This window comes from Sulfuriferula sp. GW1 (genome assembly GCF_047300855.1).
In the GTDB taxonomy this organism is placed as follows: Bacteria; Pseudomonadota; Gammaproteobacteria; order Burkholderiales; family Sulfuriferulaceae; genus Sulfuriferula.
The window spans coordinates 365361-386269 of record NZ_CP170197.1 but is presented as its reverse complement, the minus strand read 5'-3'; the positions used below and the strand labels follow the sequence as shown (position 1 = coordinate 386269).

The 20909-nt window shown below is 56.7% G+C and carries 17 protein-coding genes; 12 read left to right on the top strand and 5 right to left on the bottom strand.

The features are described from left to right. Nucleotides 1–21 precede the first annotated feature (21 nt). The 12 genes from ACFDAU_RS01855 to ACFDAU_RS01800 all read left to right on the top strand — a co-directional run bounded on the left by ACFDAU_RS01855 (nucleotide 22) and on the right by ACFDAU_RS01800 (nucleotide 15690). Nucleotides 22–1302 (top strand): ABC transporter ATP-binding protein, encoded by a 1281-nt coding sequence (locus ACFDAU_RS01855; RefSeq protein ID WP_413438381.1) that lies wholly within the window; start codon nucleotides 22–24, stop codon nucleotides 1300–1302. Next, on the top strand, nucleotides 1299–2300 hold the full coding sequence (locus tag ACFDAU_RS01850; RefSeq protein ID WP_413438380.1) for a glycosyltransferase family 2 protein: 1002 nt from the start codon (nucleotides 1299–1301) through the stop codon (nucleotides 2298–2300). The genes ACFDAU_RS01855 and ACFDAU_RS01850 overlap by 4 nt, the downstream gene beginning before the upstream one ends. Before the next feature lie 168 nt (nucleotides 2301–2468). Continuing rightward, nucleotides 2469–3515 carry a glycosyltransferase family 2 protein gene (locus ACFDAU_RS01845; RefSeq protein WP_413438379.1) on the top strand — a complete coding sequence of 349 codons (1047 nt, stop codon included), beginning with the start codon at nucleotides 2469–2471 and terminating at the stop codon, nucleotides 3513–3515. After that, complete coding sequence (locus tag ACFDAU_RS01840) at nucleotides 3499–5580, top strand: glycosyltransferase (protein WP_413438378.1); 2082 nt, start codon at nucleotides 3499–3501, stop codon at nucleotides 5578–5580. The genes ACFDAU_RS01845 and ACFDAU_RS01840 overlap by 17 nt, the downstream gene beginning before the upstream one ends. Continuing rightward, nucleotides 5577–6908: a glycosyltransferase gene (locus ACFDAU_RS01835; protein ID WP_413438377.1), complete on the top strand. Its 1332-nt coding sequence runs from the start codon at nucleotides 5577–5579 to the stop codon at nucleotides 6906–6908. Before ACFDAU_RS01840 ends, ACFDAU_RS01835 begins: the two co-directional genes overlap by 4 nt. A gap of 13 nt (nucleotides 6909–6921) precedes the next feature. Then, on the top strand, nucleotides 6922–7722 hold the full coding sequence (locus ACFDAU_RS01830) for a polysaccharide deacetylase family protein (protein ID WP_413438376.1): 801 nt from the start codon (nucleotides 6922–6924) through the stop codon (nucleotides 7720–7722). Between the two features lie 5 nt (nucleotides 7723–7727). Beyond that, nucleotides 7728–8678 (top strand): glycosyltransferase family 2 protein, encoded by a 951-nt coding sequence (locus ACFDAU_RS01825; RefSeq protein ID WP_413438375.1) that lies wholly within the window; start codon nucleotides 7728–7730, stop codon nucleotides 8676–8678. Continuing rightward, nucleotides 8665–9651: a glycosyltransferase family 2 protein gene (locus tag ACFDAU_RS01820; protein WP_413438374.1), complete on the top strand. Its 987-nt coding sequence runs from the start codon at nucleotides 8665–8667 to the stop codon at nucleotides 9649–9651. Before ACFDAU_RS01825 ends, ACFDAU_RS01820 begins: the two co-directional genes overlap by 14 nt. Further along, entirely contained in the window at nucleotides 9632–10510 is an 879-nt protein-coding gene (locus tag ACFDAU_RS01815; protein ID WP_413438373.1) for a DUF2334 domain-containing protein, read from the top strand. Before ACFDAU_RS01820 ends, ACFDAU_RS01815 begins: the two co-directional genes overlap by 20 nt. 8 nt (nucleotides 10511–10518) lie before the next feature. After that, nucleotides 10519–13644, top strand: a complete 3126-nt coding sequence (locus ACFDAU_RS01810) for a sulfatase-like hydrolase/transferase (RefSeq protein WP_413438372.1) — start codon at nucleotides 10519–10521, stop codon at nucleotides 13642–13644. Nucleotides 13645–13660: 16 nt separating this feature from the next. Further along, nucleotides 13661–14551, top strand: a complete 891-nt coding sequence (locus ACFDAU_RS01805) for an FkbM family methyltransferase (protein ID WP_413438371.1) — start codon at nucleotides 13661–13663, stop codon at nucleotides 14549–14551. A gap of 2 nt (nucleotides 14552–14553) precedes the next feature. Continuing rightward, nucleotides 14554–15690 carry a glycosyltransferase family 4 protein gene (locus ACFDAU_RS01800; RefSeq protein ID WP_413438370.1) on the top strand — a complete coding sequence of 379 codons (1137 nt, stop codon included), beginning with the start codon at nucleotides 14554–14556 and terminating at the stop codon, nucleotides 15688–15690. Between the two features lie 88 nt (nucleotides 15691–15778). Here ACFDAU_RS01800 and ACFDAU_RS01795 read toward each other — a convergent pair whose 3' ends face one another. The 5 genes from ACFDAU_RS01795 to ACFDAU_RS01775 form a co-directional block, all read right to left on the bottom strand. After that, on the bottom strand, nucleotides 15779–16537 hold the full coding sequence (locus ACFDAU_RS01795; protein ID WP_413438369.1) for a tetratricopeptide repeat protein: 759 nt from the start codon (nucleotides 16535–16537) through the stop codon (nucleotides 15779–15781). 191 nt (nucleotides 16538–16728) lie between these two features. Continuing rightward, a complete protein-coding gene (locus tag ACFDAU_RS01790) occupies nucleotides 16729–17631 on the bottom strand; it encodes a hypothetical protein (protein WP_413438368.1) in 903 nt (300 codons plus the stop codon). Between the two features lie 6 nt (nucleotides 17632–17637). Continuing rightward, complete coding sequence (locus tag ACFDAU_RS01785; RefSeq protein ID WP_413438367.1) at nucleotides 17638–18789, bottom strand: glycosyltransferase family 4 protein; 1152 nt, start codon at nucleotides 18787–18789, stop codon at nucleotides 17638–17640. A gap of 2 nt (nucleotides 18790–18791) precedes the next feature. Continuing rightward, nucleotides 18792–19721 (bottom strand): glycosyltransferase family 2 protein, encoded by a 930-nt coding sequence (locus ACFDAU_RS01780; protein ID WP_413438366.1) that lies wholly within the window; start codon nucleotides 19719–19721, stop codon nucleotides 18792–18794. Next, nucleotides 19718–20908 (bottom strand): hypothetical protein, encoded by a 1191-nt coding sequence (locus tag ACFDAU_RS01775; protein WP_413438365.1) that lies wholly within the window; start codon nucleotides 20906–20908, stop codon nucleotides 19718–19720. Before ACFDAU_RS01775 ends, ACFDAU_RS01780 begins: the two co-directional genes overlap by 4 nt. Nucleotide 20909: the final 1 nt, after the last annotated feature.

Genomic DNA, 20909 nt, shown 5'->3' with positions numbered 1-20909 from the left:
ATTCGCTAATCACTAACCGCTATGAGCATCATCGAAGTCAACCACGTCACCAAGGAATACCAGCTTGGCCAGTTGCACAGCCTGAAAACCACCGCGCTCAACCAGTGGCGGCGGCTCACTGGCCAGCCGATGGAGGTGCGCGCCCCATTCAAGGCGCTGGACGACGTCAACTTCAGCATCGAACAGGGCGAAGTCGTCGGCATCATCGGCCACAACGGCGCCGGAAAGAGCACCATGCTCAAGCTGCTGGCCAACATTTCCAAACCCTCCAGCGGCAGCGTCATCGTCAAAGGCAAGGTGGCGCCGCTGATCGAAGTCGGTGCCGGTCTGGTGGGCGATCTCACCGGGCGCGAAAACATCTACCTCAACGGCGCCATCCTCGGCATCTCCAAAGCAGAAATAAATCGCAAGTTCGATGACATCGTCGCCTTCGCCGAACTGGAAGAATTCATCGACACGCCGATCAAACGCTATTCGTCAGGCATGCAGGTGCGGCTGGGATTTTCTATCGCCACCAGCGTGGAATCGGACATTCTTATCGTCGATGAAGTGCTGGCGGTGGGCGATCTGGCGTTTCAACGCAAGTGCTTTGACCGGATGGAGGATTTGATCAAGCGGCAGGGAAAGACCGTATTGTTAGTGAGTCACAATATTCGGCAAGTTGAGCGCTTATGTACTAGATGTATTCTCTTGAGCAATGGCAAGATCATTACGGATGGACAACCCGGGAAAGTTTGTGATCTTTATTATCAAAATAGTAATGACAAAGTACATCATTACGCTCTAGAGAAGCAGCGTTTGGCCGCCGCCATTTACAATGCTACTGATGATTTTAAATTGCTTGGTATAGAAATATTGGATGCAAATGGCTGCCCGACAGAGACACTTGGTTCTGGAGAACCGCTGAGAATTCGGGTGCGTTTTCAGCTAGATCGCTTTGTAAAAAAACCGGAAATAGTAGTAGGAACGCACACCACGGATTTCGTATATCTGACAGCGGCGTCGACCGCCGACTTTGAAGACAGACCTGATTACATGCCAGGTGAACATGAAATTGAGTACCTGGTTGATTCGTTTCCTCTTGTTGGCGGAACCTATTGCATTAGGCTCATATTTTTTGATGAATTCGCTCGTCCTCTATTTCAGGGAGAAACATTAAAAATGTTCTCAGTCAGAGAAGGCAAAGGCGATAGACATGAATCTGGCTGGCTAACCCTAAAGATACCAACGAAATGGAGATTGCAAGGGCGTAGCTATGAGAATGACCTTCTCCCAGAGTCCGTCGCAGATATCGGCCCATGAACTCAACAGTCTCCGTCATCATCCCCTGCTTCAACCAGGCCCGTTTCCTGCCGGACTGTATCGCCAGTTTGCAAGCCCAGACCTATCCTAACTGGGAGGCTATCATCGTCAATGATGGCTCCCCCGACAATACACGCGAAGTGGCGTTAAAACTTTCCGAGACAGAACCACGAATACGGTACATCGAGCAGGAAAACCGAGGCCTGTCCGGCGCGAGAAACTCGGGTGTGGCAGAATCCCGCGGGGACTTCTTGCAGTTCCTTGATTCGGACGATGTTCTGGAATCCGACAAGCTACGCTATCAGGTTGAGTTTCTGCAGCGCAGGCCTGAAATAGGGATCGTCTATGGCGATGTGCGTTATTTCAAAACGGGCGCGCCCTGGGAACGAGCTGTTAGCCCCCTCCTTGAAGAAGATGCAAGCCCATGGATACCAAAGTTATGGACAGCAAATGGCAATCTGCTATCAAAACTCGCGCAAGAAAACATCATGGCTGTCAATTGTGCCTTGCTGCGACGGAGTGTTATGGAACGTATCGGTTCATGGAACGAAAATTTGGAAGCACTTGAGGACTGGGAATATTGGATACGCTGCGCCAGCGCAGGAGTGGCCTTTGAATTTTCCGACTATCCTCGAACGTTTGCCCTTGTCCGTCTCCATGCACTCAGCATGACTAAAGAATCTACACGGATGTTAAGAGCCTCGTTTGACCTCAGAATCTTAACGGCCAGCGCTTTCAGTAAACTCGATTGCTATTCTGACATTCTTAAAACGGCGCTATATCTCGCCGAGATTCTTGAAAGCAAGGGACGGAGTTCGCGTTATTGGAAATTATTTTGGGCATTTACACATAGATCCGCACGTCGCAGGATCATCAATGCTTACTTGGTGGGCCCAAATTCCTTAATTAAAAAAATGAGTATCTGGTATGAAAGAATTGTTCCGTGGCCAATCCAAAAAATGCTTATGCGAAAAGTGGATAAGGCATCCCATAAGTAATGTCTGTCGATGTCAACAACGGGGTGGGCGACATTTTCATTCGTATGGTTTCACCGGCACTTTTATCCGCTCGAAAATTTTCTTCCAGGCAGCACCAAATATATGAAACATTCCACGGAAAACCAATGCTTCGAATCTGTTTAGTGGCCCCTAATTTGTTTGTTTTGAATGCCGAATGTCGTGACTAGAGTTCCAACGCACATACCCTTAGTATCGATCCTCATCCTGAACTGGAACGGGTGGAAGGATACGATTGAGTGCCTGCAATCAGTGCAACAAATCAACTATCCGAACTTTCGCGTATTGGTCATCGACAACGGCTCTAGCGATGAATCGGTAGCAGAAATCCGGCGGGCATTTCCCGACATAAACCTGCTTGAAACAGGGAAAAATCTTGGTTACGCCGGTGGCAATAACGCCGGAATAATGTATGCAATGAACGAACAGGCCGAGTTCATTTTGTTACTTAACAATGACACGATCGTGGACCCGGGCATTTTAGCTGCTTTTGTTGGCGCTGCCTCCGTTTGCTCGACAGCGGGCATCTTCGGTGCCAAGAGTTATTATTATTCAAGGCCGGATACCATTTGGGCCTTAGGCGGAAAATGGGATAGAAGCACCACGGAGATCATGTTTATTGGCAAGGATGAACGTGATTCAGCAGTGTCCTCTACCCAGCCATTTGAGGTGGATTATGTCATTGGCTGCGCTTTGTTCTGCCGTGTCGCCATGATTCAAAACATAGGGGTGATGGAAGAAGCGTTTTTTCTCAACTTTGAAGAGATGGACTGGTGTTATCGGGCGAGGAAGGCCGGGTATCTTTCCTATTCAGTGCCGGGTGCCAAATTGTGGCATAAGGTATCGGTATCGTTCGGGGGCTCAGAATCGCCATTGTGGAAGTATTTCATGACCCGCAACGAATTGCTTTGGGCGCGAAGGCATCTTCCCCTGCGCGAGCGCGTACAGGTTGCGCAAAAAATTCTCCGGCAACTATTCCCCGCCTTTTCGCTAGGTGAACGAGGTAAACATGGATTCGCCCAGCGCCTCTATTGGGAAACCACACGCTATGCACGGGAAATAAACCGGCGGAGACATCAGCCTTATTATCAGGCGCAATTTTACGGCGTTACGGACTACCTGCGGCGGCGCTTTGGCGATTGCCCTCCCGCTATCAGAAAGAAGCTCATAGAGAAGCGGGATGAAGCCGCACGCTGACGCAGCTGACTCGCCGCACCGGACACCACGCGTCAGCGTGCTGATGGCCGCCTATAACTGTGCGGCCTATATTGGCGAAGCCATCGACAGCGTGCTGGCGCAGACCATGCCTGATCTGGAACTCATCCTGGTCGACGACGGCAGCACAGATCACTCACCTGAAATTATGGCGCGCTACGCCGCACAGGATGCGCGCGTGACGGTTCACCGGCAGGAGAATCAGGGTATCGGTAGCGCCACCAATCAGGCATTGCGGCTGGCTCGCGCGCCTTATGTGGCGATCCTCGACAGCGATGATGCGATGGAACCCGAACGCCTTGCTTTGCAGGCGGATTATCTGGATCGGCATGCGGACATCGCAGCCGTGGGCAGCCAATGGTTCACCATGAATACCCAAGGCGAAATTCTCGGCATAGACCGTCAGCCCACCGACCCGGATAGCCTGTTTACCCTTATGTTCGCTTATTTCGCCCTGCATCACCCTACCATCATGGCACGCAAGGAAGCCATGCTAGGCTGTGGCGGTTACGACACTACCGTCAAACAGGGTTGCATGGACTACGGGTTGTTTTCCAAACTGCTGCTCGCCGGGCATCGCATGACCAACCTGCCCAAGCTGCTGACCCGCTGGCGCTTTAACCCGAGCGGCGCTACGCATGGCAATGCGCGCGCGCAAACGGAAGACTGCATTCGCATCCGGGCAAGCGTCTTCTCAGCGATGGCGGCACAAGATGCCCAACGCGCCAACCAGGTTGCGCTTGCGTTAGTGAGGGCTTTCCCCTCCGGAAGCTGGTTTGATGAAAAAGTGGCACAGCTGTTACCTGATCCTCCACTCAGTCCAGCGCTGCGTCGCTGGCGGGAACTTGCCGCACGCGGCGAAATTCCTGATCTTGAAGCGGTTTGCGTAGACTGGTTGCACAACGAACAGGGGAATGCGCAACGGCTGGCCGGTTTATTGAAATCGAGTGATTTGCCCTGGCTGGGGCAACTGGTTCTTGGCAAGGCAGGCTGCGCAAGAATCGACCAGGATAAATCGGTGCGCCCTACCCCGACATCCCCCGCTACGCTTGAGCTTAGCTTGCTCGTCCCTACGCAGGCGGATGACCCTGAACTCCTGGTTCGCATCCAGTCCGGCCTGGATGCGTTACCGGACAATGCCGAGATGATTGTTTTTTCCACGGATGGCGCAACTGTGGATTTACCGGCTTCACTGCGGCATAGTGGACTGCGCGTTTTGCCTAAAGCCAGCGAGACGGCTTTCGCCTGGCAACAAGCGCTCTCCGTTACGCGCGGCGAGTCCATCGCGTGCATGGCGGCAGGGTGCCGCCATCACTCCGAATTTCTGGCTGGCAGCATGGCCGCATTGCGGGCGGACACGAATTGCTCGCTGGTCTACGCAGCTTCGGATCTGTATTACCAGGATGCTCTTGATGCCAGCGGCAACCCCGTCAAGGACCCCAGCCCGGAACCGCGCTGGGCCAGGCAAACCTTGCTGGGCAAAGACCGCGGCAACCTGAGTTGTATGGTATTCCGGCGCGAATTGATCGGCAGGCTGCCGGTCGTCATGGCAGAAACGGGGCGGGCGACTGCCTGGGCCATCGCCCGCGGCCTGCTGACCTGTGCCGAGCCGCACATACTGCCGCTGCGCAATATCGAGTTCGCTTCCAAAATTGGACTCTCCAGCAACATCATGGATGTTCTGGTGCGGCGTCTGGTAACCTGGTATCTGGATACGGGCCTGGGTAGCATTCCCGCTCCGGACGCATGGCCGCAACTGCCTGCCGATCAGGGTCTGGAACGAGTCCGTGAACTTGATACCGGGTTGGCGGAAAACATGCTCTGCGTCCACCCCGGGAACGCTGCGCTGATTGCCGGGTTTGCTGTCCGGTTTTCCCATGTTCCGATTTTGCATCCGGTATACAGGCATCTGCTCGCGCATGACCCTGCGGTGGCGATCGATGCTTTGCACAAACGCAGTCCTCTGGCCGCCAGCGTTTATAAATCTGGGCGCCAGTTGCTGCGCATCTATACCAAAACACGCAAGACCATAAGGCTGGGAAAATGAAAATCCTGCACGTTTTTCATCATTCAAACCTGGTTAACGGAGTAGACCGCACAACGCTGACCTTGTTACGTGCCTTGCGCCAACTCGGAATGAATGTAAGTGCCATGGTCCCGGACAGGGGAGATGTCACGCGGACACTAGATGAGTTAGGCATTCCCTACCGGGTTGCACCTTTGAGATGTTGTACTGGGCCAAGCAGGTCTGCCGAATTGGCCTACCTGGCTCTTGCAGCCACCCGCGCGGAGATGATTGAAAGCTGGTTGCGCGAGGACGAGTTTGACCTCATCCACCTGAATACCGGCCATCTGATCGACGGGGTCATCGCTGCCTGCAAGGCAAACGTGCCCGCAGTCTGGCATATTCACTCCCCCTTCGAAATCGACCTTGATCGCTATGCCGGGTTCATGGACCCTAAAGCTTACGCTTGGTTGCTGGGCGACCTGGGCGATCATGTGATTGCGGTCTCGGATGACGTACGTGCCAGCTTGTTACAATACTTGCCGGCGGAGAAAGTCAGCATGCTATACAACGGGATCGATGTTGAAGATCTGGATTTCCGCGCGAGTCAGCCAGGCAATCAGCCAGGCAAGCTGATCCGCGAGGAGTTGGGATTGCCTGCAAATACTCCGATCGTGTCGGGAGTGGGCCGCATCTCGGCGCAAAAAGACTTTGCCACATTCGTACGGGTAGCCAGGCTGGTGGCCAATACCCATCCAGTCGTTTGTTTTGTCATCATCGGGCCAGCCGAATCCAAAGCGCTGGCGGATGCATTGGACAGGCAGATCGATGAACTGGGGCTGGTTGAACGGGTGTTCGTACTGGGCGCAAGAAACGATGTCCCTGCCCTGCTGGCACAGAGTGACATGTTCCTTTCCACCGCGATATTCGAGGGACAAGGATTGGCTGCGCTGGAGGCCATGTCATTGAATAAACCCGTTGTTGCAATGGATTGCGTAGGCTTGCGCGAATGCATCGAGCACGAAGTGGATGGCCTGCTGGTACCATTGGGGGATGAAGCAGCCTGTGCGCAAGCGGTATTACGCGTTTTGCAGGATGGCGCCCTGGCAAAAAGACTGGGCGAAAATGGTAGGGAGAGCGTGTCGAAGAAGTATTCGGCACGGGCCTACGCCCAGGGATTTCTCGATATCGCCGAAGGCATACTGAACCAACCACGTACCGGAGGGAAAGCTGCTGCGGCCGGTTTCGCATTCGGTTTGTTGAAAGAGATTCGTGAAGCGCATGACAGAGCGGCGAAATCAAGTTATCGCCCCACCGTGGGAAGCCGCTTGAAAACCAAGTTGTTGCAATGGGCCGGTAATTTAAAATGAATAATATCCAGCAATGATCGATCCATTTTCCAATTACCTTCATCGTAGCGCCGGCCAGCATGGTCCGGTGATGCTGATGTACCACTCGGTCACAGGGGGGGGCGGCCGCCCGAACTGGCCCTGGGCGGTTTCCATGCAGCGATTCCGGGACCAGCTCGATTTTCTCGCCGAGACAGGTTGGGCGACCCCCACCATGGCGGAGTTGGTCGCCGCACCGGAAAAATGGACAGGCCGCACGGCTGTCATCACGTTCGATGATGGTTACGTGGACAACCTCGCAGCCTGGGAAGAGCTGCAAAAACGCGGCATGCGCGCTACCTGGTTCATGGTTTCCGGTTCTGTGGGACGGGAACCCAGCTGGCCGACAGACGGACGCCCGGCTGGCCGTCTTCTGAATGCCGCCGAACTGCGTACCATGCAGGCGAGCGGCATGGAGGTGGGCTCACACACGGCCAATCATGTGCGCCTGACACAAGCTGACGACAAGCTCCTGAGTGCGGAGCTGAATGATTCCAAGGCTGCCCTGGAAGATGCCCTGGGCAGCGAGATATCCAGTTTCGCTTATCCCTACGGTGCCTGGGACGCGCGCTGCGCAAGTGCGGTGCGCGAGAGCGGCTATCGCGCCGCTTGTACTACACGTACCGGCTGGGCTTTACGCGATGATGACCCGTATCTGCTGCGCCGTTTGACCGTGTTCAATACGGATACGGCTGGCAGTCTGGCGCGCAAGCTTTATTTCGGCAGCCATGAGGTTTCCTGGCCCGCCGTCGCGCGTTACGCCATGCAGCGGCTGACATCCAGAATGCGTCCATAGATCGCGTGAATCCGGGCGTTTCCATCATCATGCCTTGTTACAACGCTGCGCCTCACCTGCCGCAAAGCGTGGGCAGTGTGCTATCCCAGACCTTTACCGATTGGGAGCTGATCGCGATAGATGACGGCTCCAGCGACGACACGCTAACTTTGTTACAGGCTCAGAAGGACCCGCGCATACGTGTCCACACTCAATCCAACCAGGGCGTCAGCGCTGCCCGTAATGCCGGGCTCGCACTTGCGCGCGGGCAGTATGTCGCTTTTCTGGATGCGGATGACACCTGGGCGCCAACTTTTCTAGCAAAGCTGTTTGCCTCGCTGCAAGGCCGCCCTGACGCGGTGCTGGCTTACTGCGGCTGGCAGAATATTGGACTGCCTGGACCTCGCGGTGAGCCCTTTATTCCCCCCGATTACGAAACCCCTGCCAAATTGGAAGCGCTGCTGGGCGGTTGCCGCTGGCCGATTCATGCTGCGCTCACGCGGCGCGACGCGATTGTGGCTGCGGGCGGCTTTAATCCGCTTTACACCAACGCTGAGGATTATGCTTTGTGGCTGCAAGTGGCCACGGTTGCGCCGATTGCGCGCGTTGCCGAGGTGTTGGCGTTTTATCACTTCCACGGTGCGGCGCAGGCATCCGCCAATCATGCACGCGCCGCACTGCAACTGTGGCGCGCCCAACGCGAATTTATCGCCAGCCATCCACAAGCCATTAGCCAGATCGGCAGCGGCCAGGCCGCGATACTCTCGCATGGCACACTAATGCAGCACGGTTTCGAGTGCTACTGGGCGCGTGACCTTGATGGGGCACGACGCATTTTTCGCACTGTCATGCGGCATGGCTACGGTGCACCGCGCAAATGGTTATATATGCTGCCATCCTGGTTACCTTTGTCCTGGCACGCGACAGCGCTTCGACTGTTTGAACGATTGATGGGACAGCGCAATGGAAAACCCTGAATCGTGCCAGGGAACAGGTACGCCACCTGCGCCGGTCACCATCGCGATCTGCACCTATAACCGCAGTGCGTTGCTGCCCGGGCTCATCGGCGCATTACGCGCGCAACAGTGCCCGCTGCTTTTCGATATCCTGGTAATAGACAACAATAGCAGCGACGCCACACAGGATGTATTACAACAACAGGCGGCGCTACCCGGCGCAATGCTGCGCTGGGTACACGAAACCCGCCAGGGCATCGTCCATGCACGTAATCGCGCTATCGCCGAAACGCTTGCCAGCGAGTATCTGGTGTTCATCGACGACGATGAGTTGCCCGAACAGGGTTTTATCAGCGCCGCGCTGGATGCGTTAAGCCGCGAAGGCGCCGATTGTGTCGGTGGCCGTATCACCGTGGATTTCACTGTGCACTCACGCCCGCACTGGCTTAAGGATGATGTGCTTGGTTTTCTGGGGGCGCTTGACTATGGTGCCAACCCGCTCTGGATAGAAACCGCCGCAACCCCGCTATGGAGCGGCAATATCGCCTACCGGCGCGCCTTGTTCGAGCGCCTGAGTGTGCGCTTCGATGCACGCTACAATCGGGCCGGCGATGGTCTCGGCGGCGGGGAAGATGCTGCCATGTTCCGCACCCTGCTGGCCGCCGGAGCACGCATGCGCTACCGTCCGGATATGGCCATCACCCACAGGGTGGATGCCACGAAACTGCGACGCCGCTATTTTTTGCGCCTGCACTGGCTGGCGGGGCGTAAAGTCGGGCAATTCGAAACGCTGGATTACGCTCGCACCTGGTTCGGCATTCCACCCTTCATGCTGATCCAGGCGCTTAAACACACGGGCAAAACCTTGGCGATGATGGTGGCGCGGCACCCCACCGCATTGCGCCAGGCGATGAACGCCGCCCATGCCTGGGGTATGATCTGCGGCATAAGACAACCGCTGGGAGGCCAAAAAAATGAGTCGAGCCACTATTAATATCGTCTTGCGTTTCGATGATCCATCCCCAACCACCGACCATGCTTTGGAACGTGAAATATTTACTATTTTGGGCGAGCTGGATATTCCTGTCACGGTTGGGGTAGTGCCTTTCGGAATCGACACGGGTGGCCTCGTTCCTTTGACCAGAGACAATGTATCCCACCTCGTTGCGGCCCACGCCAAGGGCATCATCGAGGTGGCTCAACACGGATATGCGCACGAACACCTGACTACCACACCCAAAGGCTCGCCCAGCGAGTTCTGGGACGTCCCTGCCGAAGAGCAATACCGTCGTATCGACGAAGGCCATGACCAGTTGGCGCAAACATTCGGTCAGCCCATTCGAGGCTTCATTCCTCCTTGGAATACCTATGACAACACCACCTTACGCCACCTTGCAGCCAGAGGTTACGAATACTTGTCCAGCTGCGTGGCCACCACCCCACAGCGTCAATTCTCCCCCTGTTGCTTTGTTCCACGCACCTGCGATATCCATCAGTTGCGCCAGGCATATGCAGAGGCTCTCCGCCATCGCTGCCTGTCATCTACTGTTGTGGCCATCATGCACCATCACGACTTCCTCGAATACGCAGGCAACCCGGGCAAGCTATCCCTAGCGGCGTTCCGGGAAACCCTGCGCTGGCTGAAACAACCCGCGCTTCATCACGCTGCAGCACCTCGCGGAAAACCTGGGTGCGGCGGGAAGCCATGCAGTCCTAAGACACCATCTCAGGAAAGAGCAACTGCACTGGCGCCTTCAATGTTTGCTGCCGCGAAGACTGCTTTTGACTCACACATTGTGGATGTATCTCAAACTCCCTACTCGGCGCCGTTCATCATCGTGAGCGCACGTTAACCTGGCCTATGAAACTCACTGTCCTCATCTGCACGCACGATCGCGCCGATCTTCTAGCCCGAGTGCTGGCCTCACTCCAGTCAGCAGCGCGACCGCGGAATTGGCAGCTAAATATTTTGGTGATGGCCAATGCCTGCACAGATTCCACCCATGAGCTGCTGGAAAGGGAACGTCAATCCGGGCTTCAGGATTCGTCCAGGCTACCGCTGGCCTGGCTAGCCGAGGTCCGACCCGGAAAATCGTATGCCCTGAACACCGCTATCTCTCATGTCAAAGACAGCGACGTGGTGACTTTTGTGGACGACGACCACCGCGTGGACAGTGCCTATCTCGTGGAAATATGCTGGGCGGCAGAAACCTATCCGGACGCCACCATGTTCTGCGGCCGCATCCTGCCAGACTGGGACGGCAGCGAACCGACCTGGGTGCACGATGAGGGGCCATACAAAATCCGTCCTCTCCCCATCCCGCGCAGTGACGGCGGCCCCGAGCCTCGGCAATTGACCCTTGACGATCCCACACCGGGTGGCGGCAACCTGTTCCTGCGTGGCGCGGTTTTTGATCGGGTGGGGCACTTTCCCACAGACCTGGGACCTCGGGGTCATGACCTAGGGGGTGGGGAGGATAGCGTATTCGTCCAGTCCGCCCTGGAAAAAGGGGAGCAACTCATGTATGTACCCGGGGTGGTGCAGTACCACTACGTGGACCCTGAACGGCTGCGCTTCGGCTATGTATTGCGCAAGGCTTTCCATCGCTCCCGCAGCCTGGTTCCCCATCAGGCCAGCCGCACGGGTGTGCCTTTATACATGTGGCGCAAACTGGGCGGCTATTTGTGGAACAGCGTTTTCACCCTGAGCCACGCAAGTCGTCGTTTCTACGTGGTACGTACAGCCGCCATGCTTGGGGAGATTGCCGGTGTGCGCCGGGCCGGGCCACGTCTCGCCTGCCGGACAGGGGACAAACGTCGGGACACGGATTTCCTGAGCGGCATGGCGCTGTCCCTGATGGCCGGTTTTGCCCTCGCAGTCAGCTACGCTCAAGACCTCAGCTTGATCGCACTTGCAGCCTGTTCACTGGCGGCCGGATTGGTCACCCTTGCCATAGGGGTGAAATCCATCGCCAATTTCAGCGTCACCGGCCCGCGTATGCCGTCTGTTATCCGAACCCATTACCGGCGCTATGCCCTTTTCGCCCTCCTGCGCCTGGTGGCCTACGCCTTCGTCGTATCCCTGCCGCTGGCAGGGGTGGGCGTGCTGGTCTATGCGGCCACTGCATTCGCGGGGCTGACAACAGGCAGCGTACTCCAGGCCACCGTGGCGGGTCTGGTTTCCATGCTATTGCTGGGAGCGTTGCAATTCAGCCGTCACCTGCTCTGGCTGCCAGCCAATATCAGTACCTCCTACAACTACCGCCTGAGCCGCCTCTATCCCTATTGGCAGCGTCTCACACCGGTCCGACTGCGTATAGTCACCTTTCTACTTCTGGCTCTGCCGGCGGGGTTTGTGTTCGGAGCGGGAGCCATACTGCTGAGCCAGGGGCACTTGCTACCCGGGTTGGCCTTGTTCGCATTCCTGCTGACCTATGGCCTGATCGGGCTTTGGCTACGCGACCCCGAGCCCGGAACCGCGCCGACTACGCCGCGCTCTGGCGCGCCCAATATCATCATGATCGGGTCGGATACCTTGCGCTCCGACCGTCTGGATGGGAGTTACACTCGCGAAGTAGCTCCCTATCTACGCGAACTGGTCAACAAGGGCGTACTGTTCAACCACTGTTATGTACCCTGCGCGCGCACTGCTCCCAGTTTGTTATCCATGCTCACGGGCCGCTGGCCCCACGAAACTGGAGTGCGCGACAACTACGTCACCGACGAACAAACTCGTCTGCAGGTGGAGAGCCTGGCCACGATCCTGGGTGATCAAGGCTATTACACTGCCGCACTGTCCGACTGGTGCGGCGCTGACATGGGTAAATTCACCCTGGGCTTCGATCACGTCGATGTCCCCGCCGACCAGTGGAACATCAAGTACTTCCTGCGCCAGGGCCCGAAGGACCTGCGGCTGTTTCTTTCCCTGTTCGCCCGCAACCGGTTCGGCAAGCGATTCCTGCCGGAGATATATTATCTTGGCGGGGTACCGTTAACCGATGAGCTGGGTCGGGATGCCCGCCGCCTCATCAATGACCTGACCCGGCGCGACCAGCCATTCTTCCTCAACCTTTTCTTTTCTACCACCCACGGCCCCTTCGGTTCCGAATATCCCTACTACACCCGATACGCCGATCCCGGCTATGCGGGCGAATCCAAGTTCGTCATGGCTCGCCTGACCGACCCGTTTGAGATCATCCGCCGCCAGGGTGCGCCCAAGGAGGAGTTCGACCTGGATCAGATCATCAATCTTTACGACGGTTGCGTGACACGCTTCGACGACGAGGTAAAGCACCTGATAGCGCACATGGAACAGTGTGGATTGACGGAGAACACCCTGGTGGTCATCTACGCCGACCACGGCATGGAGTTCTTCGAGCATGACACTTGGGGACAGGGCAATTCCGTCATCAGCGAAGTCTCCAACCGCATCCCCCTGCTGATCTGCGGTCCGGGTGTAGCACACACAGGCATTGTCCGCGATCCCGTTCGCAGCATCGATCTCATGCCCACGCTGGAGGAACTGTGCGGCATCACACGTGAGCGAGGGACGGATGGCGTGTCCCTGGTGCCTTATCTCCAGAATCCGGTGGCCTGCGTGGCACCGGACGTGTTCAGCGAGACCGGTGTATGGCTAACGGACCTGCCGGGAACGCCGCCCGGGCACTTGCGCTATCCCAATCTTCTGGAACTGCTCACAGTGCGCAACAAAACCACTGGCACCATCTCGCTCAAGCCCGGATACGAAAAACTGGTCATCCACGCCAAGGATCGGATGATTCGTACAGGTCGCTGGAAGCTGGTTTATCAACCTTTGCAGGCTGGATGGCTTCTTAAGCTTTTCGACGTGGAGGCTGATCCGGGCTGTACCCAGGACGTTAGTGCACTATACCCGGATGAAGTAAGCGCACTTTGGCTACGTCTGTCTCGCTGGTTAAGTGCCGATCCCATGATGGCATGCGACGACACTCAAGCTAAATTCGAATAACGAAAAGGGAAACAGGATGAATTCATTCCATAAACTGATGCTCGCCTTTGCCTCTTTTTATCTTCGCTCCAGCACATTCGATTTCGGGCGTTGGCGGCTACTCAATCACTTCTTGCCAATGTTGCGCAAAGACGGTTCTCTCATGGGTGAGCGTATAGTCAATACCCATTACGGGTTCCGATACAAAGCGGATCTGGGTGACTGGTTGGGACAGTACGTCTATCTCACAGGGGTATACGAACCTCCAACTGCTCACGTAATCTCTACGTTGCTGAGTCCTGGAGATACCTTCATCGATGTGGGCGCCAATTCTGGTTTTTTTACTCTCCTGGCTTCCCGCCGGGTTGGCCCAACAGGCCAAGTCCTGTCGTTTGAACCATTACCATCCATGCGCAGCCGGGTCACGGAAAATATCGCCCTGAATGAGATGGAAAATGTAACCCTGCATGGTGTAGCCTTGTCCAATACTGTTGGCGAAGTCACCTTCTACGAGGGGCCACAGGGCCACAAAGGAATATCCAGTATGCGGCAGATCGATGAGGCATCCGCCATCCTGCAGGTGCCCACAATGCCATTGGACGATCTGACTGACAAAGTCCCATCGGTCAAGCTGATAAAGATCGACGTTGAAGGCGCAGAGCAACTCGCGATTGAAGGAATGGGCAAGCTGCTGGCTCAACACCATCCATACCTGATCATCGAGATCACCGACCAGTATCTGAAGCCTTTTGGACACAGCGCACAGGGACTCAGTAATTCACTCTGCAGCCTGGGATACCGGATGTACAAAATCACCCCAAATGGCTTGATCGAAACCTCCCCTGACCGAGCGGCTGACGAAGATCAATACAATGCCCTATTCAGCCAATCGACTCTGCCTGATTCCCTCTATGCATTACACGGATAACCATGGCCAACAAGCTTCCTACCTGCCTGTTTATTAACAATAGCCCCCAACCCGGCCGTAAACATCTGGCCAAGCTAGGCGGTGGCGGCAAGAGCCTGCTCTCACTGCTCGCCCAGATTCCGGAACAAGGCTGGCAGGCTCATGTGGTGGTCCCCGGCGACGGGCAATTCACGGATGCCTTGGTAGATATGGGCATACCGCACACCATCTTTCCTTTCCGTCTGCTCGACTGGCGCCGGCCGATGGAAGCAGCACAGACTACCTTGGCCTGGCGGCGCATTATGCGGAAAGTGAATCCGACACTGATCCACGCCAACGGCTTCGACCTGAGCCGCTCCTTTGCCCTGGCCGCCGGCAGCCTGGGCATTCCCTGCATTACCCATGTGCGCTTCCCGGTCGAGCCCGAAGGGGCGCGGTGGGTGTTGCGCGGCCTGCCCAAGCCAGCTGCTTTCATCTTCAATAGCCAGGCCATGCAGGACAAGCTGTGGCCGGATGTAGTCAAGTACGCTCCACACAGCCGCCCATATACGGTGCACAACGCCGTTGACCTGGCCAGTTTCACCCCGGCACCTTGGCCTGGAGGGCCGCCTTATCGAATCGGCATTGTCGCGAATTTCGCGCCTTTCAAGCGCCATGAGGATTTCCTGCGTATGGCAGCGGAGATGTTGAAGACGCGACAGGATCTGGAATTTTTAATCGTAGGAGACGACACCGAGGGTTCCGGCCGACGCGCCGTGCTGGAAACGCTAGCCAAGGAGTTGGGCATCGCTCTTTATGTGCGCTTTCAGGGCCATCGGGCGGATATACCGGACATCATGCGGCAATTGCATGTGCTGGTTGTACCCTCCCAATTCGAACCCTTTGGCCGGGTGGTCATCGAGGCTATGGCCTGCGGTCGGCCTGTGGTCGCCAGCCGCGATGGCGGCATCCCTGAAATTATTGACGACGGAAAAACCGGTTCGCTGGTAGAAGTGGGCGATTACGTCGGATTTTCCCGGGCCGCACTTGAGCTGATCGACGACAGAGAACGGTGGGAAAATTTTAGTAGAAACTCGGTCGAGGCCGCACAACGACGCTTCTCCATACAGGCACACGCCAAAAATATTCTCGATATCTATGGTGCGCTATCGGCTCGATAAATTTTGTCGACTATATGGATTGAATTGCACCTCTATCTAGATAGAACAATGTAAACCTTGTTAAAAATCATAACCAGAAAATTGCCGGTTAAGGACAGAATCGGCACCAGGGATTAGTGGGTGAGCCTATTTTCGGTTCCGGAGTTTGCGCTGGCTTCTCCTCAGGAGAAGAGGCGGCGTTTTCATCTGATCCATCCTGCGGTGGTTTTACTGGCAACGCTTGTTGTTCTGGCGATTTGTCTGCTACTTGATGTGGCGTCGGAAGCTTGGTGCCACCCAGCGCTTTAAAACGTCGAAGCAGCCCGGCTGAATCAGGCGCATAACGCAGCCCTTCCTCGGCAGTATTTAAAGCCTTTTTCTTATCACCCAGACGGACATAGTAATCACTCAACGCGTAATAAGCTGGCAGATAATCGGGCTGCACCTCCAGGGCTTTCATAAAACTTGCCGCGGCCTTGGATGATGAAGTATTTCGCTGCGTGCTTTGGCGCAAGTACGCATTGCCAAGGTTCACATAAGCCTCGGCTTGAAGAGGGCAGTTTTTCCACCATCCTCCTTGAACCACAGAGTTGAAAGACTGTATGCCTTGAGTCAACCAATACCCGCTCTCCTTGTTGAACTTGTCAGCACGTATCATCGACTTGAGACCGTCGCAGTAGTGATGGATGGAGGGGCACCCCTCGGGTATGGTACTTTTTATTTCAGGAAGGCCAACGCTGGCGCCATACATTGCAGTACAGTAGGGCGGCATCAATGCCAATTCATCCTTGGTAACGCCAAAACTCTGCAATGCAAACGCAGGCGCATGAAACAACAGGACAATCAAAATTAATAAACTGCGTGACATGTAATAATCCTCGCTTCGGTTACCGGATAACTCTGAATGATCCCTGGATATGCGATTCAGAGCCGATTCTTTTGGAAAAAATTCGCAGCAATAATTTACTACCTGCTCTAAATACTTCTTTCGTGGCACGTTCTGGCCAAATTCCATATCCGCAACAATAGCGCCATTAATTATGCCCCAGGCGTTAACTGCTATATTTTCGCATCCTGCACCAAGCGATTGATCATGTCAGCATAACGCCCATTTCGAAAACGGCAAGTACCAATGAAATGCACAAAACGCGTTGTCTCTGGTTGCAATTTCTCGCAGTCAGTGTAATCCGGATGTGGCAATACCACGGAATCTGACTGGTTCGCCACCACTAAATTCGACATCACTTGCTCGCTACCCCACTCATTCCATTTGTCGCCGATGAACTCCTGCATCTGAGCCGACACGCTCCGCATCAGCTCAATTTTCCCCGGTCCTGCCGGAAAACCGGCGAAACCTGAGCAGCCACGCGTGTATTTCAGTGTAGGCGCTTCGCGCAAACGATCAAAATGGATCTCGGCTTGGACCTGTACATGATTTGCAGCACCGGCACTTGCACGCGTCCAACCGGCCAATTCTCGTGCGATTTCAATTTCCTGGCCATTCCTGGTGCCAATGGCAAAAGCACAATTAGCCTGTACGATATTTTTCACTTCATCAATCGGTCCCCGCGTCAGCGTGTCTGCATCAAGCTGAATCACATAGTGCGTCTGCGATAGGCGTGCGATGGCGGTGAGTCGCTCCCAGGTACCCCCGGTCGGTAAACCCGGCTCACGACAATCTACCAAGGCATGGAAGCGTATGTCAGGCACATGCTGTGACAGCAACACGCGATCCTCTGGCGTGAGACTGCCGTCATCCACCACATGCACAATGCTGGGCGGCACCCGCCTGGCAAAGGATTTCACTGCAGCAAGGTACATTAAAACATCCTTATGCTGCAGTTGCGACAGCACGGCAGGCGCCATAGCATCGCCCAGCTCAACGGGGGCGGTGTGTAGTACTCCTTGCACGCGACGGGAAAAATAGCTGCGCCGCAATCTATCTTTCAAATTATAAAACATGATTTTTCATTTTTGTGATCCCTGCTGTTGCAATCGCCGCGTCTTGTCAGCCACGCGTTCCCAGGCGAATTCAGCGTGTGCCCGGACCAATCCCGCCTCACCCATCCGCCGTGCCAGCGACGGATCATCCAAAAGTCGATGTAGTGCCGACGTCACTGCGAGTTCATTGCCAACCACACGCAGGCCGGTCTCACCGTCAACCACCGCTGCACCCGTGCCGCCCGCCGTACCTGCCACGACAGTTCTGCCGCATGCCGCCGCCTCAATGAATACCATGCCGAAGCCCTCAGTGTCGCCGTTGATTTCGCGATTGGGCATGGCGAATACGTCACAGGCATTGTACCAACGCGGCAGATCATCGGCGCTGACGTGCCCCAGCAAGTGTACGCGATCTGCGACGCCATGTTCACTCGCCAGATCGAGCAAATAATCCTGATCCTCGCCGATACCGATCAGGGTGTACTGCACATCCAGACCTGCCTGGACCAGCTCAGGCAGAGATTTGATCACCTGGTCGAAACCCTTGCGCCGCGACAGGCGGCCGACCGACAGGATCAACTTGCCCGCTGCGCCCACTCCGACCGACTCGCGCAAATCGTCGCACGCCAGACCGGGGCGGAAACGCGCCACATCGACACCTGGGTAAATCAGCGTGATGCGCGCCGGGCTGACGTCCATTTTGATCAACTCATCGCGGGTGAATTCGCTGTTGGCAATCACCCGGTCGGCGTGGCACAGGGCGAAGCACATGGCCTTGTATTTGCCGCCGCGCCCCCAGGTGGTGAGTTCTTCTCCGTGCGCGTAGATCACCACCGGATGGAATGTCAGCCGCGCTACCAGCCAGGCGGTGAATCCTTCCGGCAAAGCGCGTCCGGCGTGGATCGCATCGAATCGGTGGGTGAGCGCCAGACCCAGCGATTTGAAAAAAAGATTGAAATACATACCCAGTGATTCCGGTCGCAGCCAGGCCACGCGGCGCATATTGATGCGGTGCACGCTGTTGGGATGGCTGGCATCCACCTCGGCGGCACCGGGTACATCGGCAGTCACAATATGGGTTTCCTTGCCCGACAGGCGCCGGTATACCTCGGCAAACCACACGGCGGTACCGCCCTTGGTGGGCAGGAATAATTCGGTGAGTACCAGATAACGCGGCATCTTTAGCCTCTAAGGATAGACAACAGATTGCGCACGCTGGCAATACCCGGGGATTCGATCAGCGAAGGCATCAAGGCGCGTACGGCTTCCATCCGGCGGCCTGATTTTACCAGCGCGTAAGCGAGGTTGAGCCGCGCCTGCCGTAACCGGGTGACATACCCGCGGCGTACCACAGCAGGCAAACTGGCGGCCTGTTCACCCAATGCGATCAACGTACGCACATTCTCGAACTGGGCGCGCACCGGGTCGGCACGGGTGGCGCTGGCATTGTGAATGAGGTACACCGCCATCGGCTCGCAGATCACCCCAGCCCGGTGGCTGCGTGCGACCAGACGGGTGAGCAGGTGTACGTCTTCACACACCCTGAAGCCCAACGGATAGCCGCCCAATGCCAGAAACGTGGCGCGCGGCAGGCTTAGCGTGTGCGTATCGCCGAAATGGTCGGCTACAAAGGCTTCGAATTCTGCGCCTTCCATCACCACTTCGCGGCTGCCCGCAGCTTTGTCCAGCATGGACCGGCCGGATGCCTTGCCCGGCATCGAACGGCTCAGCAATTTTCCGGAGAGGTCGCGATATTCGTAATCGCCGCTGAGAAAATCCAGCGTCGGGTCGCGTGCAATCCATTCCGCGTGCCATTTCAGGCGGTTGGGATAGTACCAGTCGTCGGCGTCGAGAAAGGCCAGCCAGTCACCGCTCGCCACCTGTGCACCGTGGTTGCGCGCGGCGGATACGCCTGCATTTTCCTGGCGCAGATAGCGGATTTTTTCCCCGTAGCCAGCCGCCACGGCGGCGGTAGTATCGGTCGATCCATCGTCCACCACGATGATTTCATGCGCCGGCCAGGTCTGCGCCAGTACCGAATCCAGTGCGCGCGCCAGCGTCGCGGCTGCATTGCAGGCAGGGATGATGACGGAAAATTTCGGGCCGCTCATGCTGCCCATTTTCCCAGCAGCCATAATGGCAACACCAGTCCGGTAAGACGTGCCAATTTTGTGAAATGTGGCAGCGTCCGGGTACGTGCCAGCCAGGCGCGCAGACGCTGAGGCAGGCGAGTTTCAATCAGCTGCATATCCTGATGTGCCATCGCCTCGGCAATTTCCTGCGTGGACAGGAAGCGCAGCGCGGGATAAGCAATGCATGCCTCGCTCAGCAATCGTTCCAGTTCATGGAATGCCGCGTCCGCTGGTTCACCCATAAAATTGAAGCGGTGGGTTTCCAGCAGTGTCGGTCGGGCGCACGCTGTTTGCCGCGCCAGCGCCGCCAGTCCTTGTTCAGCGCGGTGACCAAGAGCGGGCTCGAAATACTGGTCGCGCACCACGTAGAGCACGCCATTCTGGCCACGCTCGCCGTTCAGTATGTAGCGCCCATCGCCCGCCGGACGGCCTTGGGCATTGCGGTATTCATGACGCGTGCCGGGGGTGACGATGCAACGCACGCCATGCGCTGCCCAGGCGCGTTCGACCGCGTCGTTCCACACAAAAGTAGTCGGTACGGCCACCTGCGCCGCGTTGCCGAAAATGCGCTGGAACATGCCTGTTTCGTCCGCAGCAGCCTCGTTGATTTCCGGGATGGAGAGCGGCAGCGAGGGCAGCACGGCCGCCGCGGTCCAGCGGCTTTGCAGCGGCGACGGCAGGTCTTCGGTACGCGGCAGTGAATTTCCTGCCAGCCATACTGCCACGCGTCTGTCGGTCTGGGCGGCGGCCATGACGGCGGGAGGCCAGTAATGCTCCATGCCGTGCAACTGCGGGGCGAATACACAGTCGGCGATGCCCGCACGCAACGCGGCCAGCACCGGCGCCTGACGCGCATCATCGAGCGTGATGCGCAGATACTCATGGCCCGCAGTGGCGCGTATTGCTTCGGTGTCGGCGATGGCCAGCACGATGCCCAGCGTCATCACCGGGTGCCGGCCGGTATGATCGCAGTGATGCTTGAGCAGCGCACGCAGCGCATCCAGCGCCGCCGCCTGGGATAAATCTCCCGCGCCCCAGTCGTCGCTTTCGATCACCAGTACCGGGTGGCGCCATGCCGGCTCATGCCACAGGGCAAGCAGCGGGCTGGCGTATAACACCAGCACCAGCGCCCAGGCCAGCGGCAGCAGCCAAAGCAGGGCCGCCATG

Excerpts from the sequence above, each read along its gene's own strand:
- ACFDAU_RS01855 (WP_413438381.1), top strand. The coding sequence starts at position 22 with ATGAGCATCATCGAAGTCAACCACGTCACCAAGGAATACCAGCTTGGC.
- ACFDAU_RS01850 (WP_413438380.1), top strand. The coding sequence starts at position 1,299 with ATGAACTCAACAGTCTCCGTCATCATCCCCTGCTTCAACCAGGCCCGT.
- ACFDAU_RS01845 (WP_413438379.1), top strand. The coding sequence starts at position 2,469 with ATGCCGAATGTCGTGACTAGAGTTCCAACGCACATACCCTTAGTATCG.
- ACFDAU_RS01840 (WP_413438378.1), top strand. The coding sequence starts at position 3,499 with ATGAAGCCGCACGCTGACGCAGCTGACTCGCCGCACCGGACACCACGC.
- ACFDAU_RS01835 (WP_413438377.1), top strand. The coding sequence starts at position 5,577 with ATGAAAATCCTGCACGTTTTTCATCATTCAAACCTGGTTAACGGAGTA.
- ACFDAU_RS01830 (WP_413438376.1), top strand. The coding sequence starts at position 6,922 with ATGATCGATCCATTTTCCAATTACCTTCATCGTAGCGCCGGCCAGCAT.
- ACFDAU_RS01820 (WP_413438374.1), top strand. The coding sequence starts at position 8,665 with ATGGAAAACCCTGAATCGTGCCAGGGAACAGGTACGCCACCTGCGCCG.
- ACFDAU_RS01815 (WP_413438373.1), top strand. The coding sequence starts at position 9,632 with ATGAGTCGAGCCACTATTAATATCGTCTTGCGTTTCGATGATCCATCC.
- ACFDAU_RS01810 (WP_413438372.1), top strand. The coding sequence starts at position 10,519 with ATGAAACTCACTGTCCTCATCTGCACGCACGATCGCGCCGATCTTCTA.
- ACFDAU_RS01805 (WP_413438371.1), top strand. The coding sequence starts at position 13,661 with ATGAATTCATTCCATAAACTGATGCTCGCCTTTGCCTCTTTTTATCTT.
- ACFDAU_RS01800 (WP_413438370.1), top strand. The coding sequence starts at position 14,554 with ATGGCCAACAAGCTTCCTACCTGCCTGTTTATTAACAATAGCCCCCAA.
- ACFDAU_RS01795 (WP_413438369.1), bottom strand. The coding sequence starts at position 16,537 with ATGTCACGCAGTTTATTAATTTTGATTGTCCTGTTGTTTCATGCGCCT.
- ACFDAU_RS01790 (WP_413438368.1), bottom strand. The coding sequence starts at position 17,631 with ATGTTTTATAATTTGAAAGATAGATTGCGGCGCAGCTATTTTTCCCGT.
- ACFDAU_RS01785 (WP_413438367.1), bottom strand. The coding sequence starts at position 18,789 with ATGCCGCGTTATCTGGTACTCACCGAATTATTCCTGCCCACCAAGGGC.
- ACFDAU_RS01780 (WP_413438366.1), bottom strand. The coding sequence starts at position 19,721 with ATGAGCGGCCCGAAATTTTCCGTCATCATCCCTGCCTGCAATGCAGCC.
- ACFDAU_RS01775 (WP_413438365.1), bottom strand. The coding sequence starts at position 20,908 with ATGGCGGCCCTGCTTTGGCTGCTGCCGCTGGCCTGGGCGCTGGTGCTG.